We start from the raw sequence: 16647 nt of genomic DNA on the forward strand, positions 1-16647 counted from the left end.
GGAGGCGGTCAACCGCCTCCCGGACCGGTCCGCCGCCCGCGGGGAATGAGGCGACGGCATCCCCCAGCCCACTGGACCCAGTGCAGCGGGCCAACCCACGCATCTCCATGGAACCGTCACGGGCTTTGGCGCGGACAGAGCGCACGGCGGGCGCACGGCCACACACAACCGGAGCACGTGCCCCTCGGTGCACGCACATACGGACCAGAATCTCGCCATCCGGGACATCGCCTCTTAACGGTCGGGATGCGGCGAACTACGCTGGGTTTACGAATGCCTCGTGCCTATGCCGGGGCGGGCGTCGTGTTGTCGAGGGGTGCGCATGTCCAGGGAGCCACGCGGGCCGAATGAGAAGCTGGGCACTGTCCTCGCCCTCGCAGGGATCAGCAACGCCGGTCTCGCGCGCAGGGTCAACGACCTCGGTGCGCAGCGGGGATTGACGCTTCGGTACGACAAGACATCGGTGGCGCGGTGGGTGTCCAAGGGCATGGTCCCGCAGGGCGCCGCGCCGCATCTGATCGCGGCGGCGATAGCCGCCAAGCTGGGCCGGCCGGTGCCGCTGCACGAGATCGGGCTGGCGGACGCCGATCCGGCGCCGGAGGTGGGGCTCTCCTTTCCGCGCGATGTCGGCCAGGCGGTGCGGTCGGCGACGGAGCTGTTCCGGCTGGATTCGGCCGGTCGGCGTGGGGGCGGAGGGATCTGGCAGTCGCTGGCCGGTTCCTTTTCCGTCAGCGCCTATTCCACGCCTGCCTCCCGTTGGCTGATAACGCCTGCCGACAGTTCGGTGGCGCGTGAGCCGCAGCAGGCGGCGCGCGAGGCGGCGACCGCGCCGTCGGGCGGCGGTCAGGACTGCGGTTTACCGCAGCGTGTCGGCCACAGCGATGTGACCAAGCTGCGGGAGGCCGCCGACGACGCCCGCCGCTGGGACTCCAAGTACGGTGGCGGCGACTGGCGTTCGTCGATGGTGCCCGAGTGCCTGCGCGTGGACGCGGCCCCGCTGCTGCTGGGCTCGTACAGCGATGACGTGGGCCGTTCGCTGTTCGGGGCGACGGCCGAGCTGACCCGGCTGGCGGGCTGGATGGCCTTCGACACCGGCCAGCAGGAGGCGGCCCAGCGCTACTACATCCAGGCGCTGCGCCTGGCCCGTGCGGCCGCCGACGTGCCGCTGGGCGGCTATGTGCTGGCGTCGATGAGCCTGCAGGCCACCTACCGCGGCTACGCGGACGAGGGCGTCGACCTCGCGCAGGCGGCGTACGAGCGCAACCGGGGGCTGGCGACCGCGCGCACCATGAGCTTCTTCCGGCTGGTGGAGGCGCGGGCACAGGCGAAGGCGGGGGACGCGCCGGCCTGCGGTGCGGCGTTGAAGGCCGCCGAGGGCTGGCTGGAGCGGGCGCGGTCGGGCGATGCGGATCCGTCCTGGCTGGACTTCTACACGCAGGAGCGGTTCGCGGCCGATGCGGCCGAGTGCTACCGCGATCTGCGCATGCCGCGGCAGGTGCAGCGCTTCACCGAGCAGGCGCTGGCGCGGCCGACGGAGGAGTTCGTGCGCTCGCACGGCCTGCGGCTGGTGGTCTCGGCGGTGGCGGAGCTGGAGTCGGGCAACCTGGACGCGGCGTGCGCGGCCGGGGTGCGTGCGGTGGAGGTGGCGGGGCGGATCTCCTCGGCGCGGACGACGGAGTACGTACGGGATCTGCTGCACCGCCTGGAGCCGTACGGCAACGAGCCGCGCGTGGCGGAGCTGCGGGAGCGGGCGCGGCCGCTGCTGGTGGCGCCTGCTTGAACCGTCCTGCGAGCGGTCGTGGGGCCGACCTGCGAGCGGTCGTGGGGCCGGCCTGCGCGTCGTCCTGGGGCCGACTGCGCGTCGTCCAGCAGCAGTCCTGGGGCCGGCCTGCGAGTCGTCCTGCGCCCGCTCGCCAGGCCGTCGGTTACCGGTGAGTGATCTCATCGGGCGTCCGGTTGTCGGTGGCACAGGTCATCATGGGTCCGTGCGGGAGGCGCTGAGGACGCAGGGAGTCGGTGGTCGCCGTGGCGCGGGCGGGGCGCGGCGGCGTGGGCGCGGGGAGGTGAGGTGATGGCGGCGTACGACTGCGACGTGCTGGTGGTCGGCGGCGGGATCGTGGGCCTGTCGACCGCGTACGCCCTCACGCGCGCCGCCCCGGGCACGCGGGTGCTGGTGCTGGAGAAGGAGGCGGGGCCGGCCCGGCACCAGACCGGCCGCAACAGCGGTGTGATCCACAGTGGGATCTACTACCGGCCGGGTTCCTTGAAGGCGCGCTTCGCCGTCGGGGGCGCGGCGGAGATGGTGCGGTTCTGCGCGGAGCAGCGGTTGCCGTACGAGGTGACGGGCAAGCTGATCGTCGCCACCGGGCGCGAGGAGCTGCCGCGGCTGCACGCCCTGGCCCAGCGCGGCCGGCAGAACGGGGTGCCGGTGCGCGAGCTGGGCCCGGCGCAGATCGCGGAGTTCGAGCCGGCGGTACGGGGCGTGGGCGCCCTGCACGTGGCCACCACCGGCATCTGCGACTTCCCGGCGGTGGCGCGGCGGCTGGCGGAGCTGGCCGGGCAGGACGGGGTCGAGGTGCGCTACGGCGCCGAGGTGTGCGCGGTGGGGCGGCGCGAGGACGCCGTCGCGGTGCGTACGGCGTCCGGCGAGGTGCTGCGCGGCCGGGTCCTGGTCAACTGCGCGGGGCTGTACAGCGATCGGGTGGCCCGTCTGGCGGGTGACGACCCGGGCATGCGCATCGTCCCCTTCCGGGGGGAGTACTTCGAGCTGGCGCCCGAGCGCCGGGGCCTGGTGCGGGGCCTGGTGTATCCGGTGCCGGATCCGGCGTTCCCGTTCCTGGGCGTCCACCTCACCCGCGGCATCGACGGCCATGTCCACGTGGGCCCCAATGCGGTGCCGGCGCTGGCCCGCGAGGGGTACGGGCGGTGGACGGTGCGGCCGGGCGAGCTGGCCGGCACCGTCGCGTATCCGGGGGCCTGGCAGCTGGCCCGCCGCCACTGGCGGTACGGGGCGGGCGAGGTGCGCCGCTCCCTGTCGCGGCGGGCCTTCACGGAGGCGGTGCGGCGCATGCTGCCGCAGGTCACCCCGCAGGACCTGATACCCGCGCCCGCGGGGGTGCGGGCGCAGGCGGTGCTGCCGGACGGGTCGCTGGTGGACGACTTCCTCTTCGTCCGCTCGCCGCGCATGGTGCACGTGCTCAACGCGCCCTCACCGGCGGCCACGGCCTCGCTGCCGATCGGACGGGAGGTGGCGCGCCGGGCGCTGGCGGCCTTGGGGCACGCGGCCGTGGCGCGCTAGGGCCGCCTGTCGGGCGGATAGTGCAGCGCCCCGTCAGGGGCGCGGGGCACCCGCGGCGGGCTCACCGGCTGGGGGCGTACACGCGCACGTAGTCGACCAGCATGCGGGCGGGGAACGGGGTGGAGCGGTCCGGCGGGCCGGGCCAGTCGCCGCCGACGGCGAGGTTGAGCAGCAGGTAGTGGGGGTGGTCGAAGACCCAGCGCTGCCCGCGGCGCAGCCGGTCGGCCGAGGCGCTGCCGTACGCCTTGCCGTCGAGGTACCAGGTGATCCTGCCGGGCACCCAGTCGACGCGGTAGGTGTGGAAGTCGTCCGACAGCCGCCCGCCGGCGCCGAGCCGGGTGTGGCGCTCGATGCCCTGGGCGACGTAGCCGGGGCCGTGGACGGCGCCGTGCACGGTGTCGGGCTGCCTGCCGAGGGCCTCCATCACGTCGATCTCGCCGTTGGCGGGCCAGGCCACGCGGTCGGAGTCGGCGCCCATCATCCAGAAGGCCGGCCACAGGCCCTGCCCGCGGGGGATCCTGATGCGGGCCTCGAAGCGGCCGTACGCGCGGGCGAAGCGGCCCTTGGTCTTGATCCGCCCGGAGGTGATGTCGCACGGCCCGCTGGCGCACCGCATGCCGCGCCGCTTCTCGTGTCGGGCGGTGATCGCGAGGTGGCCGCGGCCGTCGAGGGAGACGTTGCCGGGGCGGTCCGTGTAGTACTCCCACTCGTGGTTGCCCCAGCGGGGCTCCCCGCCCCGGTCGAAGACCCACCTGCCCCGGTCGGGCCGCCGGCCGGCGGGCCCGGCGAACTCGTCCGACCACACCAGGCGCCACCCGCCGGAGCGGGCGTACGCCTGCTGTACGGGCCCGGGGCCGGGCGCCCCGGCCACCGCGGCGGGGACGCCGTGCGGGGGCGCCCCGGTCGGTTCCCCGGCGTGTTCCTCGCGGGCCATGCCGCTGCCGGCGAGCAGCACCGCGGCGGCGAGCAGGGCGAGCGTGGCGGTGAAGGGGCGCAGTCGCATGGGTGATCCCTGGAGAGGGTGGGGGACGGCTCGCCGAAGGCCCGGGCCAGTGGGATCGTAGGGGCGCGACAAGCCGGGGCCAGGGCCACCACGCAGCGTCGCGCCGGACCCACCGGAACGGCGGACAGGCATTCCCCCGGTTGTCGGCCGCCTCGCCGGTCGCCGCAGGGTGCGGGGGGCCACGAGGCGTGGCTGGACCGCGCGGTCCGGGGCCGTGCCGGGCCTGCCCGGAGGCCCCGAGGCCCGGATGCCGCGCCCTGGCCCGGGGGCCCGAGGCCCGGGCGCCGCGCCCGGCCCGGCCCGGGGCTCCGCTCTCTAGGGCGTGTCCGGTGGATCATGCAGTGCCCCGTCAGGGGCGCGGGCGGTGTCGATGTGCGGCTGCCGCCGCGTGGGCGCGATCGGCCGGCGACAGCCCGCAGCTGACACACCACCCCGAGGGGCCGACTGCGGGCACGTCGTGGCTTGTCGCGCAGTTCCCCGCGCCCCTGACGGGGCGCCGTGGTGGCGCGTGACGACGATCCGCCGGACACGGACACGCCCTAGCGGGGCGAGTCGCGCAGACTCGGGGCGCCGCCAGGCCCGGGGCACCGCTCCAAGCCCGGGGAGTCGCGCAGGCCCAGGGCGTCGCCAGGCCCGAAACGCCGCCCCAAGCCCCGGGGCTTCGCGCCAGACCCGCGACGCCACACCAGCCCCCAGAGCTGGCCCGCCCCAAGCCCCAGGGGAGTCGTGCCGGACCTGGCGGCGCCGCCCCGAGCCCGGGGGGGACTTTTTGGCGCGCCCGTAGACTGGAGGAACTGTGTCCGAGAACCTCGCCCCCAGCATCGCGGCCGGCACGGCCGCCGCAGCCCCCCGTCCGGTCCCGGCTCCTGCCCGTGCCCGGCGCGAGCCCATGTTTCCCGACGGCCCGGCGCCGGATCCGGCGGGCTCGCACCACGAGCGCCGTATCCGGTCCTTCCAGCCGCGCCGCAGCCGGGTCACGCCCGGGCAGGCCGAGGCGCTGCGCCGCCTGTGGCCCACGTGGGGGCTGGACGTCGATGGTCTGCGCCGCCTCGACCTCGGTGAGCTCTTCGGCGACGCCGCGCTGCCCGTGGTCCTGGAGATCGGCTTCGGTATGGGCGAGGCGACGGCCGAGATGGCGGCCGCCGACCCCGGCACCGGCATCCTCGCCTGCGACGTGCACACCCCGGGTCAGGGCAACCTGCTGGGCCTGGCCGAGCAGCGCGGGCTGACCAACGTCCGGGTGGCCAACGGTGACGCGATCATTCTGCTGCGCGAGATGCTCGCGCCCGACGCCCTCGCGGGCATCCGCGTGTTCTTCCCGGATCCCTGGCCCAAGAAGCGTCACCACAAGCGCCGGCTGATCCAGCCGGAGTTCCTGGCGCTGGCGGCGACGCGGCTCGCGCCGGGTGCGGTGCTGCACTGTGCGACGGACTGGGAGCCGTACGCCGAGCAGATGCTGGAAGTGCTTTCGGCGAGCCCCGACTTCGAGAACACGCAGCCCGACGGCGGTTACGCGCCGCGCCCGGACTTCCGGCCGCTGACCCGCTTCGAGGGGCAGGGCCTGGACAAGGGCCACGTCGTCCACGACCTGATGTTCCGCCGCCGCGGCTGAGCGCCCGACGCCGAGCGGAGCACACCCCTGCGGAACCGGCGGCGCCGGATCCGGGCCCGAATTGGGGACGCCGACCCCCACGGCGCTTGGTTAGGGTCGTGGCGTGCATGCGCCCCCGACCGACCGGCAGCCGCAACCGCAGCCGTTGCCGCCGCAGATACCGCCGATGCCCGCCAGCCCGCCGACACCGCCGGCGGGCCTGCACTACAAGGCCCGCCGGGCCCTGTGGGACACCCTCTGGGACAACAAGGCGGTCCGGGCGGGCGCGGTCTTCCTGCTGCTCGCCCTGTGCGGGCTGATCATCCTCGCCCTCGTCCGCGAGCAGACCGGCACCGAGGGCTTCCTGGTGGGCCTGGGCCTCGCCGTCCTGCCCGTACCGCTGCTCATAGCCGCGTTCCGTTGGATGGACCGCGTCGACCCCAAGCCCTGGCGCAACCTCGTCTTCGCCTTCGCGTGGGGCGCCTGCGCGGCCACCCTCGTCGCCCTGCTCGCCAATGGCTACGCCACCCGCTGGCTGCTCAGTGCCGTCGACGTGACCCAGCGCGACGACCCCTCCACCTGGGGCGCCACCTTCGTGGCGCCGGTGGTGGAGGAGAGCGCCAAGGGCGTGGCGATCCTGCTGCTGTATCTCTTCCGCCGGCGCGACTTCAACGGCATCGTCGACGGCGTCGTGGTCGCCGGCATCACGGCCACGGGCTTCGCCTTCACCGAGAACATCCTCTACCTGGGCAACGCCTTCGCCGACGACCAGAGCTTCGGCTACTCGGGCCTGCCGACGACGACCGCGGCCACGTTCTTCATCCGGGTGCTGATGTCGCCCTTCGCGCACCCGCTGTTCACGTCGATGACGGGGCTGGGCTTCGGCCTGGCGGCCACGCTGGCGGCCCGACGCCGCGTGCTGCGTACGCTCGTTCCGTTCCTGGCCCTGCTGACGGCCATGCTCCTGCACGCGCTGTGGAACGGCTCGGCGACGCTGCCGAACGGCGGCTTCCTCGCGGTGTACGCGCTGTTCATGGTGCCGGTCTTCGGGCTGCTGACCTGGCTGGTGATCTGGTCCCGCCAGAACGAGCTGCGCACCATCCTCGCCGAGCTCCCCGCCTACCAGGCTGCCGGCTGGCTCACCCCGCCCGAACCGCTCGCCCTGTCCTCGATGCGGGCCCGCGGCATCGCCCGCGACCTGGCCCGCCGCACCGGCGGCGCGGCCGCGGCCCGCACGGTCGCGGAGTACATATCCTTCGCCACCTCCCTGGCCTTCCTCCGCCACCGCGCCCAGCGCGGCACCCCGGACCCCCACTTCACCGCCCGCGAGCAGGAACTCCTCCACCACCTCTGGCAACGCCGCACCACAGCCCAACCAGCCCTGGCCCAAGCAGTCACCACCATCCCGAGGCCGTACCCGACCCCGTACCCACCCCAGTGGGGCCCCGCCCCGGGCCAATGGCAGGGGTGGCCGCCGCAGCGGTAGCGGCATTGTTCACTGGTACGCGTTCATCACCAGCTCATGGGGGGACACATCATGCCTGAAGACGAGGCGAAAGCCGTCCGCAAACTGTTCGAGAGAGTCGGGCAGACGACGGGGCTGGAGGACCAGCTCCGTACCTTCCTGGTCGCGACGCCGGAGGAACGGCAGCAGGCCATCGCCCGGCTCCTGGCCGAGCATTTCCCTGCCGATCCCTGGCAAGAGGTCTTGCTCAGCGTTGGCCTGGTGGACGAAGAGTTCAACGGCTTCGGCCACCCGCCGTACGTGCCCGTGGGCACCTGCTTCGAAAGCCGCGCCGCGCTGCGGGCTTCGGGGCTGCACGACCACCTGCAAGCAGGAATCTGGGGGAAGGCGGATGAGGACGCCAAGTCCATCGTGGTCTCTGGCGGCTACGAGGACGACAGGGATTACGGCGACGTCATCATTTACACGGGCCAGGGCGGACAGCAGAAGCGTCGGCAAGTAAGGGATCAGGAGCTCACCCTCGGCAATGCCGCACTCGTCAACAGCCAATCGTCAGGCACCCCCGTCCGCGTCATCCGCGGGTACAAGGGCGACAAGGTCTACTCGCCTGAGCGCGGATATCGCTACGACGGCCTCTACCGCGTCGAGGACCACTGGTCGCAGCGTGGCCAGTCGGGCTTCCTGGTGTGGCAGTACCGCCTGGTCGCCGTTGACGCGGCCGGGGTCAAGGAAGCGGACATCAGGGCGGCCCACAATGCTGCGAAGTTCGGCCGGCCCACGCTCGACGAGCCCCTTCCCACCGGGCTGCCCACCGGAAACGATGCGCCCGGCCGCAGGGTGACCACGACGCAGCGTGTGGTCCGGAGCACGGCCGTGGCCAACATCGTCAAGCGGATGTACGACTACACGTGTCAGGTGTGTGGCATCCGCATCGAGACGCCAACCGGCGCCTACTCCGAAGCAGCCCACATTCGGCCGTTGGGCCGCCCCCACAACGGGCCGGACACCCCGGAAAACGTCCTGTGCCTATGCCCGAACCACCATGTGGCCTTCGATTTCGGGATGCTCACCATCGCACCCGACGGCACAGTCGTGGAACACGGCTCCCAGCAACGTACGTACAAGCTGCGCCTGCATCCCCAGCACGCGATAGCTGCCGAACACCTGGCGTACCACCGCGAGCACCACGAGGCCCGACGCGCCGCACCGGTCGAGGGTTAATCTCGCAGGAGATCGTCTGTCGACACGGAGGTGTGGGCCATGGCCACAGTCAGCGGGATTCCGGCGTCTGTCGTAGCAGCCGTCGGGCTTGTCGGGGGGTATGGCGTGGCGCGGTGGACGAAGAAGAGGGTGCTCGGTGGGGTGGTGTTGGGGGCCGCCGGGGTGGTGGCTGCTCGGGAGTGGAACGAGAAGGCCGGGGCGCAGGCTGCCGCGGGGCTGACGGGGTTGTATCTCGCCGCGTTCGGTGGGGCGCATCCGTTGGCGAAGAAGGTGGGGGCCTGGCCGGCGGTGTTCGCCGTCGCCGGTGGGGTGGCGGTGGCTTCGTGGGCGGTGGAGAAGCGGGCGTAGCCCACGAAGCCGTTGCCGGTGCTTACGCCGAGGCTTCGGTGAGCTGCTTGAGGTCGGCGTCCGTCAGGTGCAGGTCGGTCAGCGCCAGGAGGGGGCCGAGCTGGTCGACCGTGCGGGCGCTGGCCAGGGGGGTGGCCACGGTGGGCTGGGCGGCGAGCCAGGCGAGGGCGACGGTGGAGACGTCCGCGCCGTGGGCGGCGGCCACCTCGTCGAGGGCGGCCAGGACACGTCGGCCTCGTTCGGTCTCGAGGTGCTTGGCGGCGCTGCCCGCGCGGGCGCTGTCCACGGTGGTGCCGGGGCGGTACTTGCCGGTGAGGAAGCCGGAGGCCAGGGCGTAGTAGGGGACGGCGGCCAGGCCGTGGCGGGCGGCGACGTCGGCGAGGGGGCCCTCGTAGGTGTCGCGGGAGACCAGGTTGTAGTGCGGCTGGATCGCCACGTACTTGGCGAGGCCGGAGGCGTCGGAGAAGGCGAGGGCGGCCTGCAGGCGTTCGGCGCTGATGTTGGAGGCGGCGATCTCGCGGACCTTGCCCTCCTTCACCAGGGCGTCGAGGGTGCCGATGATGTCCTCGACCGTCTGCGAGGTGTCGTCGTAGTGGGTGTAGTAGAGGTCGATGTAATCGGTGCCCAGGCGGCGCAGGGACTCCTCGACGCGTGACCTGATGGTGGCGGGTGCGAGGCCTGCCGGTTCGGGGACGCCGGCGCCGACCTTGGTGGCGATGACCGTCCGGTCGCGGTTGCCGCGGGCGGCGAGCCAGGCGCCGAGGATGGTCTCGGACTCGCCGCCCCGGTTGCCCGGAACCCATGCCGAGTAGACGTCGGCGGTGTCGATGAAGTTGCCGCCGGCCTCGGCGTAGGCGTCGAGGACGGCGAAGGACTGCTTCTCGTCCGCCGTCCAGCCGAAGACGTTGCCCCCGAGTGCGAGGGGGTGGACGGTGAGACTGCCGATCGTGCGGTGGTTGTCAGCCATGCGATGCCCCAACGCCCCTACCGGCAGCCTTATTCCGCGTCAGTGCGCGTTGCGTCTTCGGTCAGTCCGCGGGTGCGGGAGCCGGTAGGGGCTCGGGAGGGTGGACGGACAGGGGGGTGGCGATGTCCTCGAGGGAGCGGCCTTCGGCGGCCACGGCGAGGAATGCCGCCACCACCCCGCCGATGCACATCAAGGAGGCGCCGACGCTGAAGGCGAGCACGGTGTCCCCGACGACGCCGCTGTGGGTGAGGGCGGCGAACAGCAGCGGGCCGCTGATGCCGCCCGCCGCTGTGCCCACCGCGTAGAAGAACGCGATGGCCATGGCCCTGGTCTCCATCGGGAAGATCTCCGAGACGGTGAGGTACGCACTGCTCGCTCCGGCCGAGGCGAAGAAGAGCACGACGGCCCAGCACGCGGTCAGGGTGACGGCGTTGAGCCGGCCGCTGCCGAAGAGCCAGGCGGTCGCGAACAGCAGCAGCCCGGCCAGCAGATACGTCGAGGTGATCATGATGCGCCGGCCGAGCGTGTCGAAGAGCTTGCCGAGGAAGAGCGGGCCCAGGAAGTTGCCCACTGCTATGACGGCGAAGAAATAGCCGGTACGGGAGGTGGAGACGCCGAAGAAGCGGGTGAGGATCGCGCCGAAGCCGAACGTGATGGCGTTGTAGAGGAACGCCTGTCCGATGAAGAGGGCGAGCCCCAGCACCGCCCGGCGGCGGTAGTCGGAGAAGACGGTCCGGGCGATGTCCCGGAATCCGAAGCTCTCGCGCTGGCGAATGGTGAAACGCCCCTTCGCGGGCGGCAGCTCGGCGCCCTTCTCCACGACGACGCGTTTCTCGATCTCCGTGACCAGTTCCTCCGCCTCCGGGCTGCGGCCGTGAATGAACAGCCAGCGTGGACTTTCCGGGACGTGGCGCCGCACGAGCAGGATCACCAGGCCCAGGACGACGCCGAGCCCGAAGGTCAGCCGCCAGCCGACGTCCTTGGCGAAGATGCTCGTGTCCAGCATCAGGATCGACAGCAGCGACCCGGCGATCGCGCCGAGCCAGAAGCTGCCGTTGATGATCAGGTCGACGCGGCCGCGGTAGGCGGCCGGGATGAGTTCGTCGATGGCGGAGTTGATGGCCGCGTACTCGCCGCCGATGCCGAAGCCCGTCATGAAGCGGAAGACGAAGAACCACCAGGACGAGTACGACAGTGCGGTCAGCGCGGTCGCCGACAGATAGACCGCCAGGGTGACCATGAAGAGTTTCTTGCGGCCGAAGAGGTCGGTGAGCCGGCCGAAGAACAGCGCCCCGGAACACGCCCCCGCCACATACAGCGCGGCGGCCAGGCCCGTCACCCCGCCGGAGGTGATGGGCAGGCCGCTGCCCTGTTCGGAGAGGCGGCCGGCAATGTTGCCGACGACCGTGACCTCCAGACCGTCCAGCACCCAGACGGTGCCCAGCCCGATCACCACCGTCCAGTGCCACCGGGACCAGGGCAGCCGGTCCAGGCGGGCGGGAACGGACGTGGTGATCGTCGGTGCGGTCGTCGTCACATCCTCTGATTTCCCGATCACACGGATAACATTCCCGGAAAATCGGGATACGTAGGGGAATCCACGCCGCTATGACCCGGCTGCCTCCCTGCGGTTGCGGAGCGCGCGCTACGGCTGCAGGCCCCGGTCGCGCAGCCAGGACAGCGGGTCCACCGGGGCGCCACCGCCCGGCCGCACCTCCAGGTGCAGATGGGGACCGGTGACATTGCCGGTCGCACCGACCCGGCCGATGACCGTGCCGGGACCGACCTTGCCCGAGGTGATCACCATCGACGACAGGTGGCAGTACCAGACCTCCGTACCGTCGCCGAGGGTCAGCACGACGCGGTAGCCGTACGCGCCCGCCCAGCCGGCCTGCGTGACCGTACCCCCGCTCACGGCCCGCACCGGAGTGCCGGTCGGGGCGGCGAAGTCCTCGCCGGTGTGGTGATGCGACGACCACATGGCCCCGGCCCGCCCGAAGCCGGCGGTGAGGGTGTACGAGGTGAGAGGGAGGGTGAAGGAACCACGGGCCTGCGAGGGCGCTTGCGGGGCGCGATGCGGCTGGGGTGCCCGGTGCTGCTGGGGAGCCCGGTGCGGCGCTTGAGGCGCGGCGTGCGCTTGCGGTCCGGCGTGCGCTTGCGGCGCAGCGTGCGGGGCCTGGTGGGTCTGGTGGGTCTGGTGGCCCTGGTGAGTCTGCTGCGGCGCCGGCGCCGCCTGGGCGGGCACTGCTGCCGCTGCCGCGTGCGCCGCTGCTGCGCGGGCTGCCGCTGCCTGGGCCGCGGCAGCGGCCTTGGCCTTGGCCTCGGCTTCCGCCAGTGCCGCCTGCTGCGCGGCCATCGCGTGGTGCCGTTCCGCCGCCGCCCGGGCCTCGGCCGCCTGCACGGCCGCTTCCGCCGCCTCCTGCTGGTGCTCGGCCTGCTGCATGATGCGTGCCCGCAGCACCTCGCCCGCGTGGGCGGCTTCGTCGGTGAACGCCGCCGCGGGTGCGGCGGGTGCGTTCCGGCCGGGGTCGGGCATGGATATGGGGGCCGCCGGGCGGTCCTGCGCGCTGGCCATGCCGCCCGCGCCCACCGCCGCGATCATGCCCACGCCGAGGACGGCACCGCTGCGGGCCACCGTGCCGCCGCGCTGCTTGGCGGCGCGGTGCCGGCCGCGCTCGAGCGGCGTCGCCGGGAGCTCGTCGTCGGGGTCGGTGGCGCCGGGATCGTAGGGCGGGGCGTAAGCCGGGACGATCGGAGGGTCGTACGCGGTGTAGGAACCGTCGTCGGCACCGTGCCTGTTGGACGCCACCGGGGCGCACTCCTTTCCTTCCCACTCGCCTACCGGGTTAGCTGTCGGGTTCGGAGCAGGAAGGTCTCCTACGGGCCGGTGCGCGGCCCGATTCACCCCAAAGGGATGGTTCCCCGGTTCCGTTCACGGGATTCGGCGAAGGCGCGCGGCACCGCCTCTTGCGGCGGTATCCAGGACCGCGCTGCGTTATCGAACGTTAATAGACATCGCGACCGGATTCCAAGCCGAACGGGTGAATTCGCAGGCGTATTGACGCTCCAACTTTCTGACGGAGCGTCAATTGTTATGCGCGCTCCCCCGCGGGCCGGCGCCGCCGGGCCGGGCGGGTGCGGCCGCGCCCGGGACGGCGCTGCGACTGCTCCTGCCGGGGCTGCTCCGGCCGGGACTGCTCCTGCCGGGGCGCGGGCACCGCGATCGTCACCGGGATGCCGCTCGGCTCGCGGGCGCCGGTGATGCGGACGAGCTCGGCGTCCTGCGGGCGCACGTCGGCCGTCGCCGGGGCGATGCGCGCGGTCACCATCATCTGCCGCATGTCGCGCCGCTCCTCGGGCAGGACGAGCGTGACGACGGTGCCCGCCTCGCCGGCCCGGGCCGTACGGCCGCCGCGGTGCAGGTAGTCCTTGTGGTCGACGGGCGGGTCGATGTTGACGACGAGGTCGAGCCCGTCGATGTGGATGCCGCGCGCCGCCACGTTCGTGGCGATCAGCGCGGTCACCTGCTCGGTGCGGAACTGCTCCAGGACGCGGTTGCGCTGCGGCTGGCTCTTGCCGCCGTGCAGCGCCGCGGCGCGCACGCCCTGCGCCAGCAGGCGCTTGACCAGCCGGTCGGCGCCCCGCTTGGTGTCCACGAACATGATCACGCGGCCTTCGCGGGCCGCGATCCGGGTGACCACGTCACGCTTGGCATCCACGTCGGCGACGTGCAGCAGGTGGTGCTCCATGGTGACCACCGCGCCCGCCGAGGGGTCGACGGAGTGGGTGACGGGGTCGGTCAGGAAGCGGCGGACGAGCCGGTCGACGTTGCGGTCCAGCGTCGCGGAGAACAGCATCCGCTGGCCGCCCGGGGCGACCTGGTCGAGCAGGCGGGTGACCTGGGGCAGGAAGCCCATGTCGGCCATCTGGTCCGCCTCGTCCAGGACGGTGACGGTCACGTCGCCCAGGGCGCAGTCGCCGCGCTGGAGCAGGTCGGCGAGCCGGCCCGGCGTCGCGACCATGACCTCGGCGCCACGGCCGATGGCCTGCGCCTGCCGGCCGATGGACAGTCCACCGACGACGGTGACCGTACGCAGGTCCAGGGCGGCCGCGTAGGGGGCGAGGGAGTCGGTGACCTGCTGCGCGAGCTCACGGGTGGGCACCAGCACCAGCGCCAGCGGCCGGCCCGGCCGGGCCCGCCGGCCCGCGGTACGGGCCAGGAGCGCGAGCCCGAAGGCGAGGGTCTTGCCGGAACCGGTACGCCCGCGGCCGAGGACGTCGCGTCCGGCGAGGGAGTTCGGCAGGGTCGCGGCCTGGATGGGGAAGGGCTCGGTGACGCCCTCGCGGGTCAGCGTCTTCAGCAGGGCGCCCGGCATGTCGAGGTCGGCGAAGGAGGCGACGGGCGGCAGCGCCGGCGTCGTGGCCTCGGGCACCTCGAAGTCGGCGGCCGGCTCGACGACGGCGGCGGCGCCCCGTGCGGGGCCGCCGGCGCGGCGCCGGGCGGAGCGGCTCTCGCCGCCGGAGCGGCTGGCGCCGCGGGAACGGGTGCCGCCGGGGCGGCTGTCGCCGCCGGAGCGGGTCTCGCCCTCGGAGCGGGCGTCCCCACGGGAGCGGGTGCTGCTGCTGAGGCGGGCGCTGCCGCCGGAGCGGGCCTCCCCGCCGATGCGGGCGCTGCCGCCGGAGCGGGCCTCCCCGCCGATGCGGGCGCTGCCGCCGGTCCGGGTCTCCCCGCCGATGCGGGCGTTGCCGCCGGTGCGGGCGTCGTCAGCGGCGCGGGTGCTGCCGCCGTTCCGGGCCTCACCGCTGGTCCGGGCGTTGCCGCCGGAGCGGGCGCCACGACCGGTCCGGGCGTCCCCGCCCGAACGGGCACCGCCACCGGAACCGGCGCCACCGCCGGAACGGGCACCGCTGCCGGAGCGGGCGTCCCCACCGGAGCGGGCATCGGCGCCGGAGCGGCTGTCGCCGCCCGAGCGGGTGCCACCGGCGGAGCGGGCGTCGCCGCCGGAGCGGGCGTTACCGGAGCGGGCATCGCCACCGGAGCGGGCGGGGCGGGGGGCGGAGCGAGTCATGCGGGACCTTCCCTCGGTGGCGGCGGCGGGAGCCGGGCCCCCGGTGGACGAACGCGACAATGGGGCCCGCACCCAGTGGTGCGGGCCCCATGGCGCGTACGCGCGTACGGTTTCGTCAGATGGTGACGATGTTCTCGGCCTGCAGGCCCTTCTGGCCCTGCGTGACCTCGAAGGACACCTTCTGGCCCTCAAGCAGCTCGCGGAAGCCGTTGGAGGCGATGTTCGAGTAGTGGGCGAAGACGTCGGGGCCGCCGCCGTCCTGCTCGATGAAGCCGAAGCCCTTTTCCGAGTTGAACCACTTCACGGTGCCAGTAGCCATGTCTATCTCCTTAGTGATGGGGTGGCCCCCGACCGGAAAAAGACCGGCGAAAACAAAAATGCGCCTTCGGCTACATGGCCGAGGCGCACACGAATTCCATGGGTACCACAACTGCAACTCGTACGAGAGTACCACGCCCTGTGCGCCTCGTGTGGATCTTGGTGGAGCGCTCCCCCGGCCCGCGCTATAACTCGACCCCCTGGGCCCTGGCGTGCCGGTCGGCGGCGACCTCCGCCTCGGCCTCGTCGAGGTAGACCTCGCAGACCAGCCGCCCGTCCGCGGTCATGTTGTGCTCCAGCTCCCAGAGGCTGACCTCTCCCCCGCCTTCGAGCAGGAACGCGTGCTCGTAGAAGCGGCACCAGGTGGCGTCCTTGCCGGGCCCCCGGCGCCTGGGCTTGGTGATGAGGGCGATGTGGTGGCCGAGCGCCCCTTGGAGCAGTTCGCGCACGACCTCGCCGGGCCCGTCGGCGTTCTCGGCCCGGCGCAGCAGCCGGCGGGCGTGCTCGGGGGAGGCCTCGGCGACGTACTCGCGGCGGGGCCGGCTGGGGCCCATGGCCAGCAGCAGTTCCTCGGCCAGCCAGGCCGGCAGCTCCTCGTCCTCGCTGCCCGGGCCGATGCCCCCGCCGCCGATGCGCTCGTGCACGCGACGCTCGGCGGCGTCGAGGGCGGTGTCGTCGGTGTAGAGCTCGTACAGGAACCGCTCCTGCGGCCCGGTGTCGTGTTCGAGCTCGTACAGCACGAGGCTGCTGCCGTCGGCGAGCAGGAAGACGTGGCGGTAGGTGTTGCAGCGCAGGGGGCGCCCGCCGTCGTTGCGCTGGCGGTACGAGCGCAGCTCGGGCTGGTGCATCAGCGCGGTGCCCAGCCGCGCGAGGACGCCCTCGCCGATCTCGAAGCCGTTCTGGGCCCGCCTCAGCAGCTCCTGCACCTGCTCGGCGGGGGTCGCCTCGCGGCCGGCGGGGCGCTCCGGCTCGTCGCCGCCCCGCTGCCCGCCCTCGCCCCCGCCCTCGCGCGTCCTCGCCATGCCCCTCGACCTCCCGAGTCCTCTCCCGCCACCGAGCCGGGTGCCGTCCACCGTCCGCCGCAGGCTGCGCCGTCGCCGGTACGAGCGCCGTGCCGGCGCTCCTGCGCCGCTCGCGGGGGTCCGTGCGCTGCCCTTCCGCGCACTTACCGTAGCGGCGCGAACACGGCCGGCGGGCGGGGTTTTCCGCAAGTGGCCGTAGGGCGCCCTTACCGCACTCCTGTCCTTCGAACCTTCGCAGCAGCGGACAGGCCCTAGGTGTGTTGTCCCGGGACGTTGGTGACACGCGTGCTGGGTGCTTGAACGGGTGAGGGCCTTCTGGCTCGGTGGGGATTGCGACATCTCAAC

Annotated in this window: 13 protein-coding genes and 1 riboswitch; of the genes, 6 read left to right on the top strand and 7 right to left on the bottom strand. The window is 73.2% G+C overall.

The window, feature by feature from the left end; all coding sequences use genetic code 11:
* Positions 1 to 322: 322 nt before the first annotated feature.
* Positions 323 to 1780 (top strand): MFS transporter, encoded by a 1458-nt coding sequence (locus tag AB0K17_RS29620; protein WP_344438531.1) that lies wholly within the window; start codon positions 323 to 325, stop codon positions 1778 to 1780.
* Positions 1781 to 2071: 291 nt separating this feature from the next.
* Entirely contained in the window at positions 2072 to 3298 is a 1227-nt protein-coding gene (lhgO, locus tag AB0K17_RS29625; RefSeq protein WP_365984873.1) for an L-2-hydroxyglutarate oxidase, read from the top strand.
* Positions 3299 to 3359: 61 nt separating this feature from the next.
* On the opposite strand, the gene AB0K17_RS29630 is transcribed toward lhgO, so the two are convergent.
* Positions 3360 to 4301: a glycoside hydrolase family 16 protein gene (locus tag AB0K17_RS29630; protein ID WP_365984874.1), complete on the bottom strand. Its 942-nt coding sequence runs from the start codon at positions 4299 to 4301 to the stop codon at positions 3360 to 3362.
* Positions 4302 to 5121: 820 nt separating this feature from the next.
* Between AB0K17_RS29630 and trmB the strand changes: the two genes are divergently transcribed.
* The 4 genes from trmB to AB0K17_RS29650 all read left to right on the top strand — a co-directional run bounded on the left by trmB (position 5122) and on the right by AB0K17_RS29650 (position 8926).
* Positions 5122 to 5913 carry a tRNA (guanosine(46)-N7)-methyltransferase TrmB gene (gene trmB, locus AB0K17_RS29635; protein WP_365984880.1) on the top strand — a complete coding sequence of 264 codons (792 nt, stop codon included), beginning with the start codon at positions 5122 to 5124 and terminating at the stop codon, positions 5911 to 5913.
* Positions 5914 to 6079: 166 nt separating this feature from the next.
* On the top strand, positions 6080 to 7378 hold the full coding sequence (locus AB0K17_RS29640) for a PrsW family intramembrane metalloprotease (RefSeq protein WP_365984881.1): 1299 nt from the start codon (positions 6080 to 6082) through the stop codon (positions 7376 to 7378).
* Between the two features lie 51 nt (positions 7379 to 7429).
* A complete protein-coding gene (locus AB0K17_RS29645; protein ID WP_365984875.1) occupies positions 7430 to 8578 on the top strand; it encodes a YDG/SRA domain-containing protein in 1149 nt (382 codons plus the stop codon).
* A 39-nt stretch (positions 8579 to 8617) separates the two neighbouring features.
* On the top strand, positions 8618 to 8926 hold the full coding sequence (locus AB0K17_RS29650; protein WP_365967997.1) for a hypothetical protein: 309 nt from the start codon (positions 8618 to 8620) through the stop codon (positions 8924 to 8926).
* 22 nt (positions 8927 to 8948) lie between these two features.
* Here the strand turns inward: AB0K17_RS29650 and AB0K17_RS29655 are convergent, their stop codons facing one another.
* The 6 genes from AB0K17_RS29655 to AB0K17_RS29680 all read right to left on the bottom strand — a co-directional run bounded on the left by AB0K17_RS29655 (position 8949) and on the right by AB0K17_RS29680 (position 16302).
* A complete protein-coding gene (locus tag AB0K17_RS29655) occupies positions 8949 to 9893 on the bottom strand; it encodes an aldo/keto reductase (protein ID WP_365984876.1) in 945 nt (314 codons plus the stop codon).
* A 61-nt stretch (positions 9894 to 9954) separates the two neighbouring features.
* Entirely contained in the window at positions 9955 to 11430 is a 1476-nt protein-coding gene (locus tag AB0K17_RS29660; protein WP_365967995.1) for an MFS transporter, read from the bottom strand.
* A gap of 108 nt (positions 11431 to 11538) precedes the next feature.
* Entirely contained in the window at positions 11539 to 12528 is a 990-nt protein-coding gene (locus AB0K17_RS29665; protein WP_365984882.1) for a M23 family metallopeptidase, read from the bottom strand.
* A 185-nt stretch (positions 12529 to 12713) separates the two neighbouring features.
* Positions 12714 to 12850, bottom strand: a riboswitch (cyclic di-AMP (ydaO/yuaA leader).
* A 135-nt stretch (positions 12851 to 12985) separates the two neighbouring features.
* Positions 12986 to 14557 (bottom strand): DEAD/DEAH box helicase, encoded by a 1572-nt coding sequence (locus AB0K17_RS29670; RefSeq protein WP_365984883.1) that lies wholly within the window; start codon positions 14555 to 14557, stop codon positions 12986 to 12988.
* Between the two features lie 520 nt (positions 14558 to 15077).
* A complete protein-coding gene (locus AB0K17_RS29675) occupies positions 15078 to 15281 on the bottom strand; it encodes a cold-shock protein (protein WP_344438551.1) in 204 nt (67 codons plus the stop codon).
* 184 nt (positions 15282 to 15465) lie between these two features.
* Positions 15466 to 16302 carry a DUF6227 family protein gene (locus AB0K17_RS29680; protein WP_365984877.1) on the bottom strand — a complete coding sequence of 279 codons (837 nt, stop codon included), beginning with the start codon at positions 16300 to 16302 and terminating at the stop codon, positions 15466 to 15468.
* Between the last annotated feature and the right edge of the window lie 345 nt (positions 16303 to 16647).

The sequence above is a fragment of the Streptomyces sp. NPDC049585 genome, from assembly GCF_040675615.1.
Taxonomy (GTDB): domain Bacteria; phylum Actinomycetota; class Actinomycetes; order Streptomycetales; family Streptomycetaceae; genus Streptomyces; species Streptomyces luteosporeus.

Bases quoted from the DNA above. Each gene is read 5' to 3' on its own strand.
- AB0K17_RS29640 (WP_365984881.1), top strand. From the start codon at position 6,080: ATGCCCGCCAGCCCGCCGACACCGCCGGCGGGCCTGCACTACAAGGCC.
- AB0K17_RS29630 (WP_365984874.1), bottom strand. From the start codon at position 4,301: ATGCGACTGCGCCCCTTCACCGCCACGCTCGCCCTGCTCGCCGCCGCG.
- AB0K17_RS29620 (WP_344438531.1), top strand. From the start codon at position 323: ATGTCCAGGGAGCCACGCGGGCCGAATGAGAAGCTGGGCACTGTCCTC.
- AB0K17_RS29655 (WP_365984876.1), bottom strand. From the start codon at position 9,893: ATGGCTGACAACCACCGCACGATCGGCAGTCTCACCGTCCACCCCCTC.
- AB0K17_RS29680 (WP_365984877.1), bottom strand. From the start codon at position 16,302: ATGGCGAGGACGCGCGAGGGCGGGGGCGAGGGCGGGCAGCGGGGCGGC.
- lhgO (WP_365984873.1), top strand. From the start codon at position 2,072: ATGGCGGCGTACGACTGCGACGTGCTGGTGGTCGGCGGCGGGATCGTG.
- AB0K17_RS29645 (WP_365984875.1), top strand. From the start codon at position 7,430: ATGCCTGAAGACGAGGCGAAAGCCGTCCGCAAACTGTTCGAGAGAGTC.
- AB0K17_RS29650 (WP_365967997.1), top strand. From the start codon at position 8,618: ATGGCCACAGTCAGCGGGATTCCGGCGTCTGTCGTAGCAGCCGTCGGG.
- AB0K17_RS29675 (WP_344438551.1), bottom strand. From the start codon at position 15,281: ATGGCTACTGGCACCGTGAAGTGGTTCAACTCGGAAAAGGGCTTCGGC.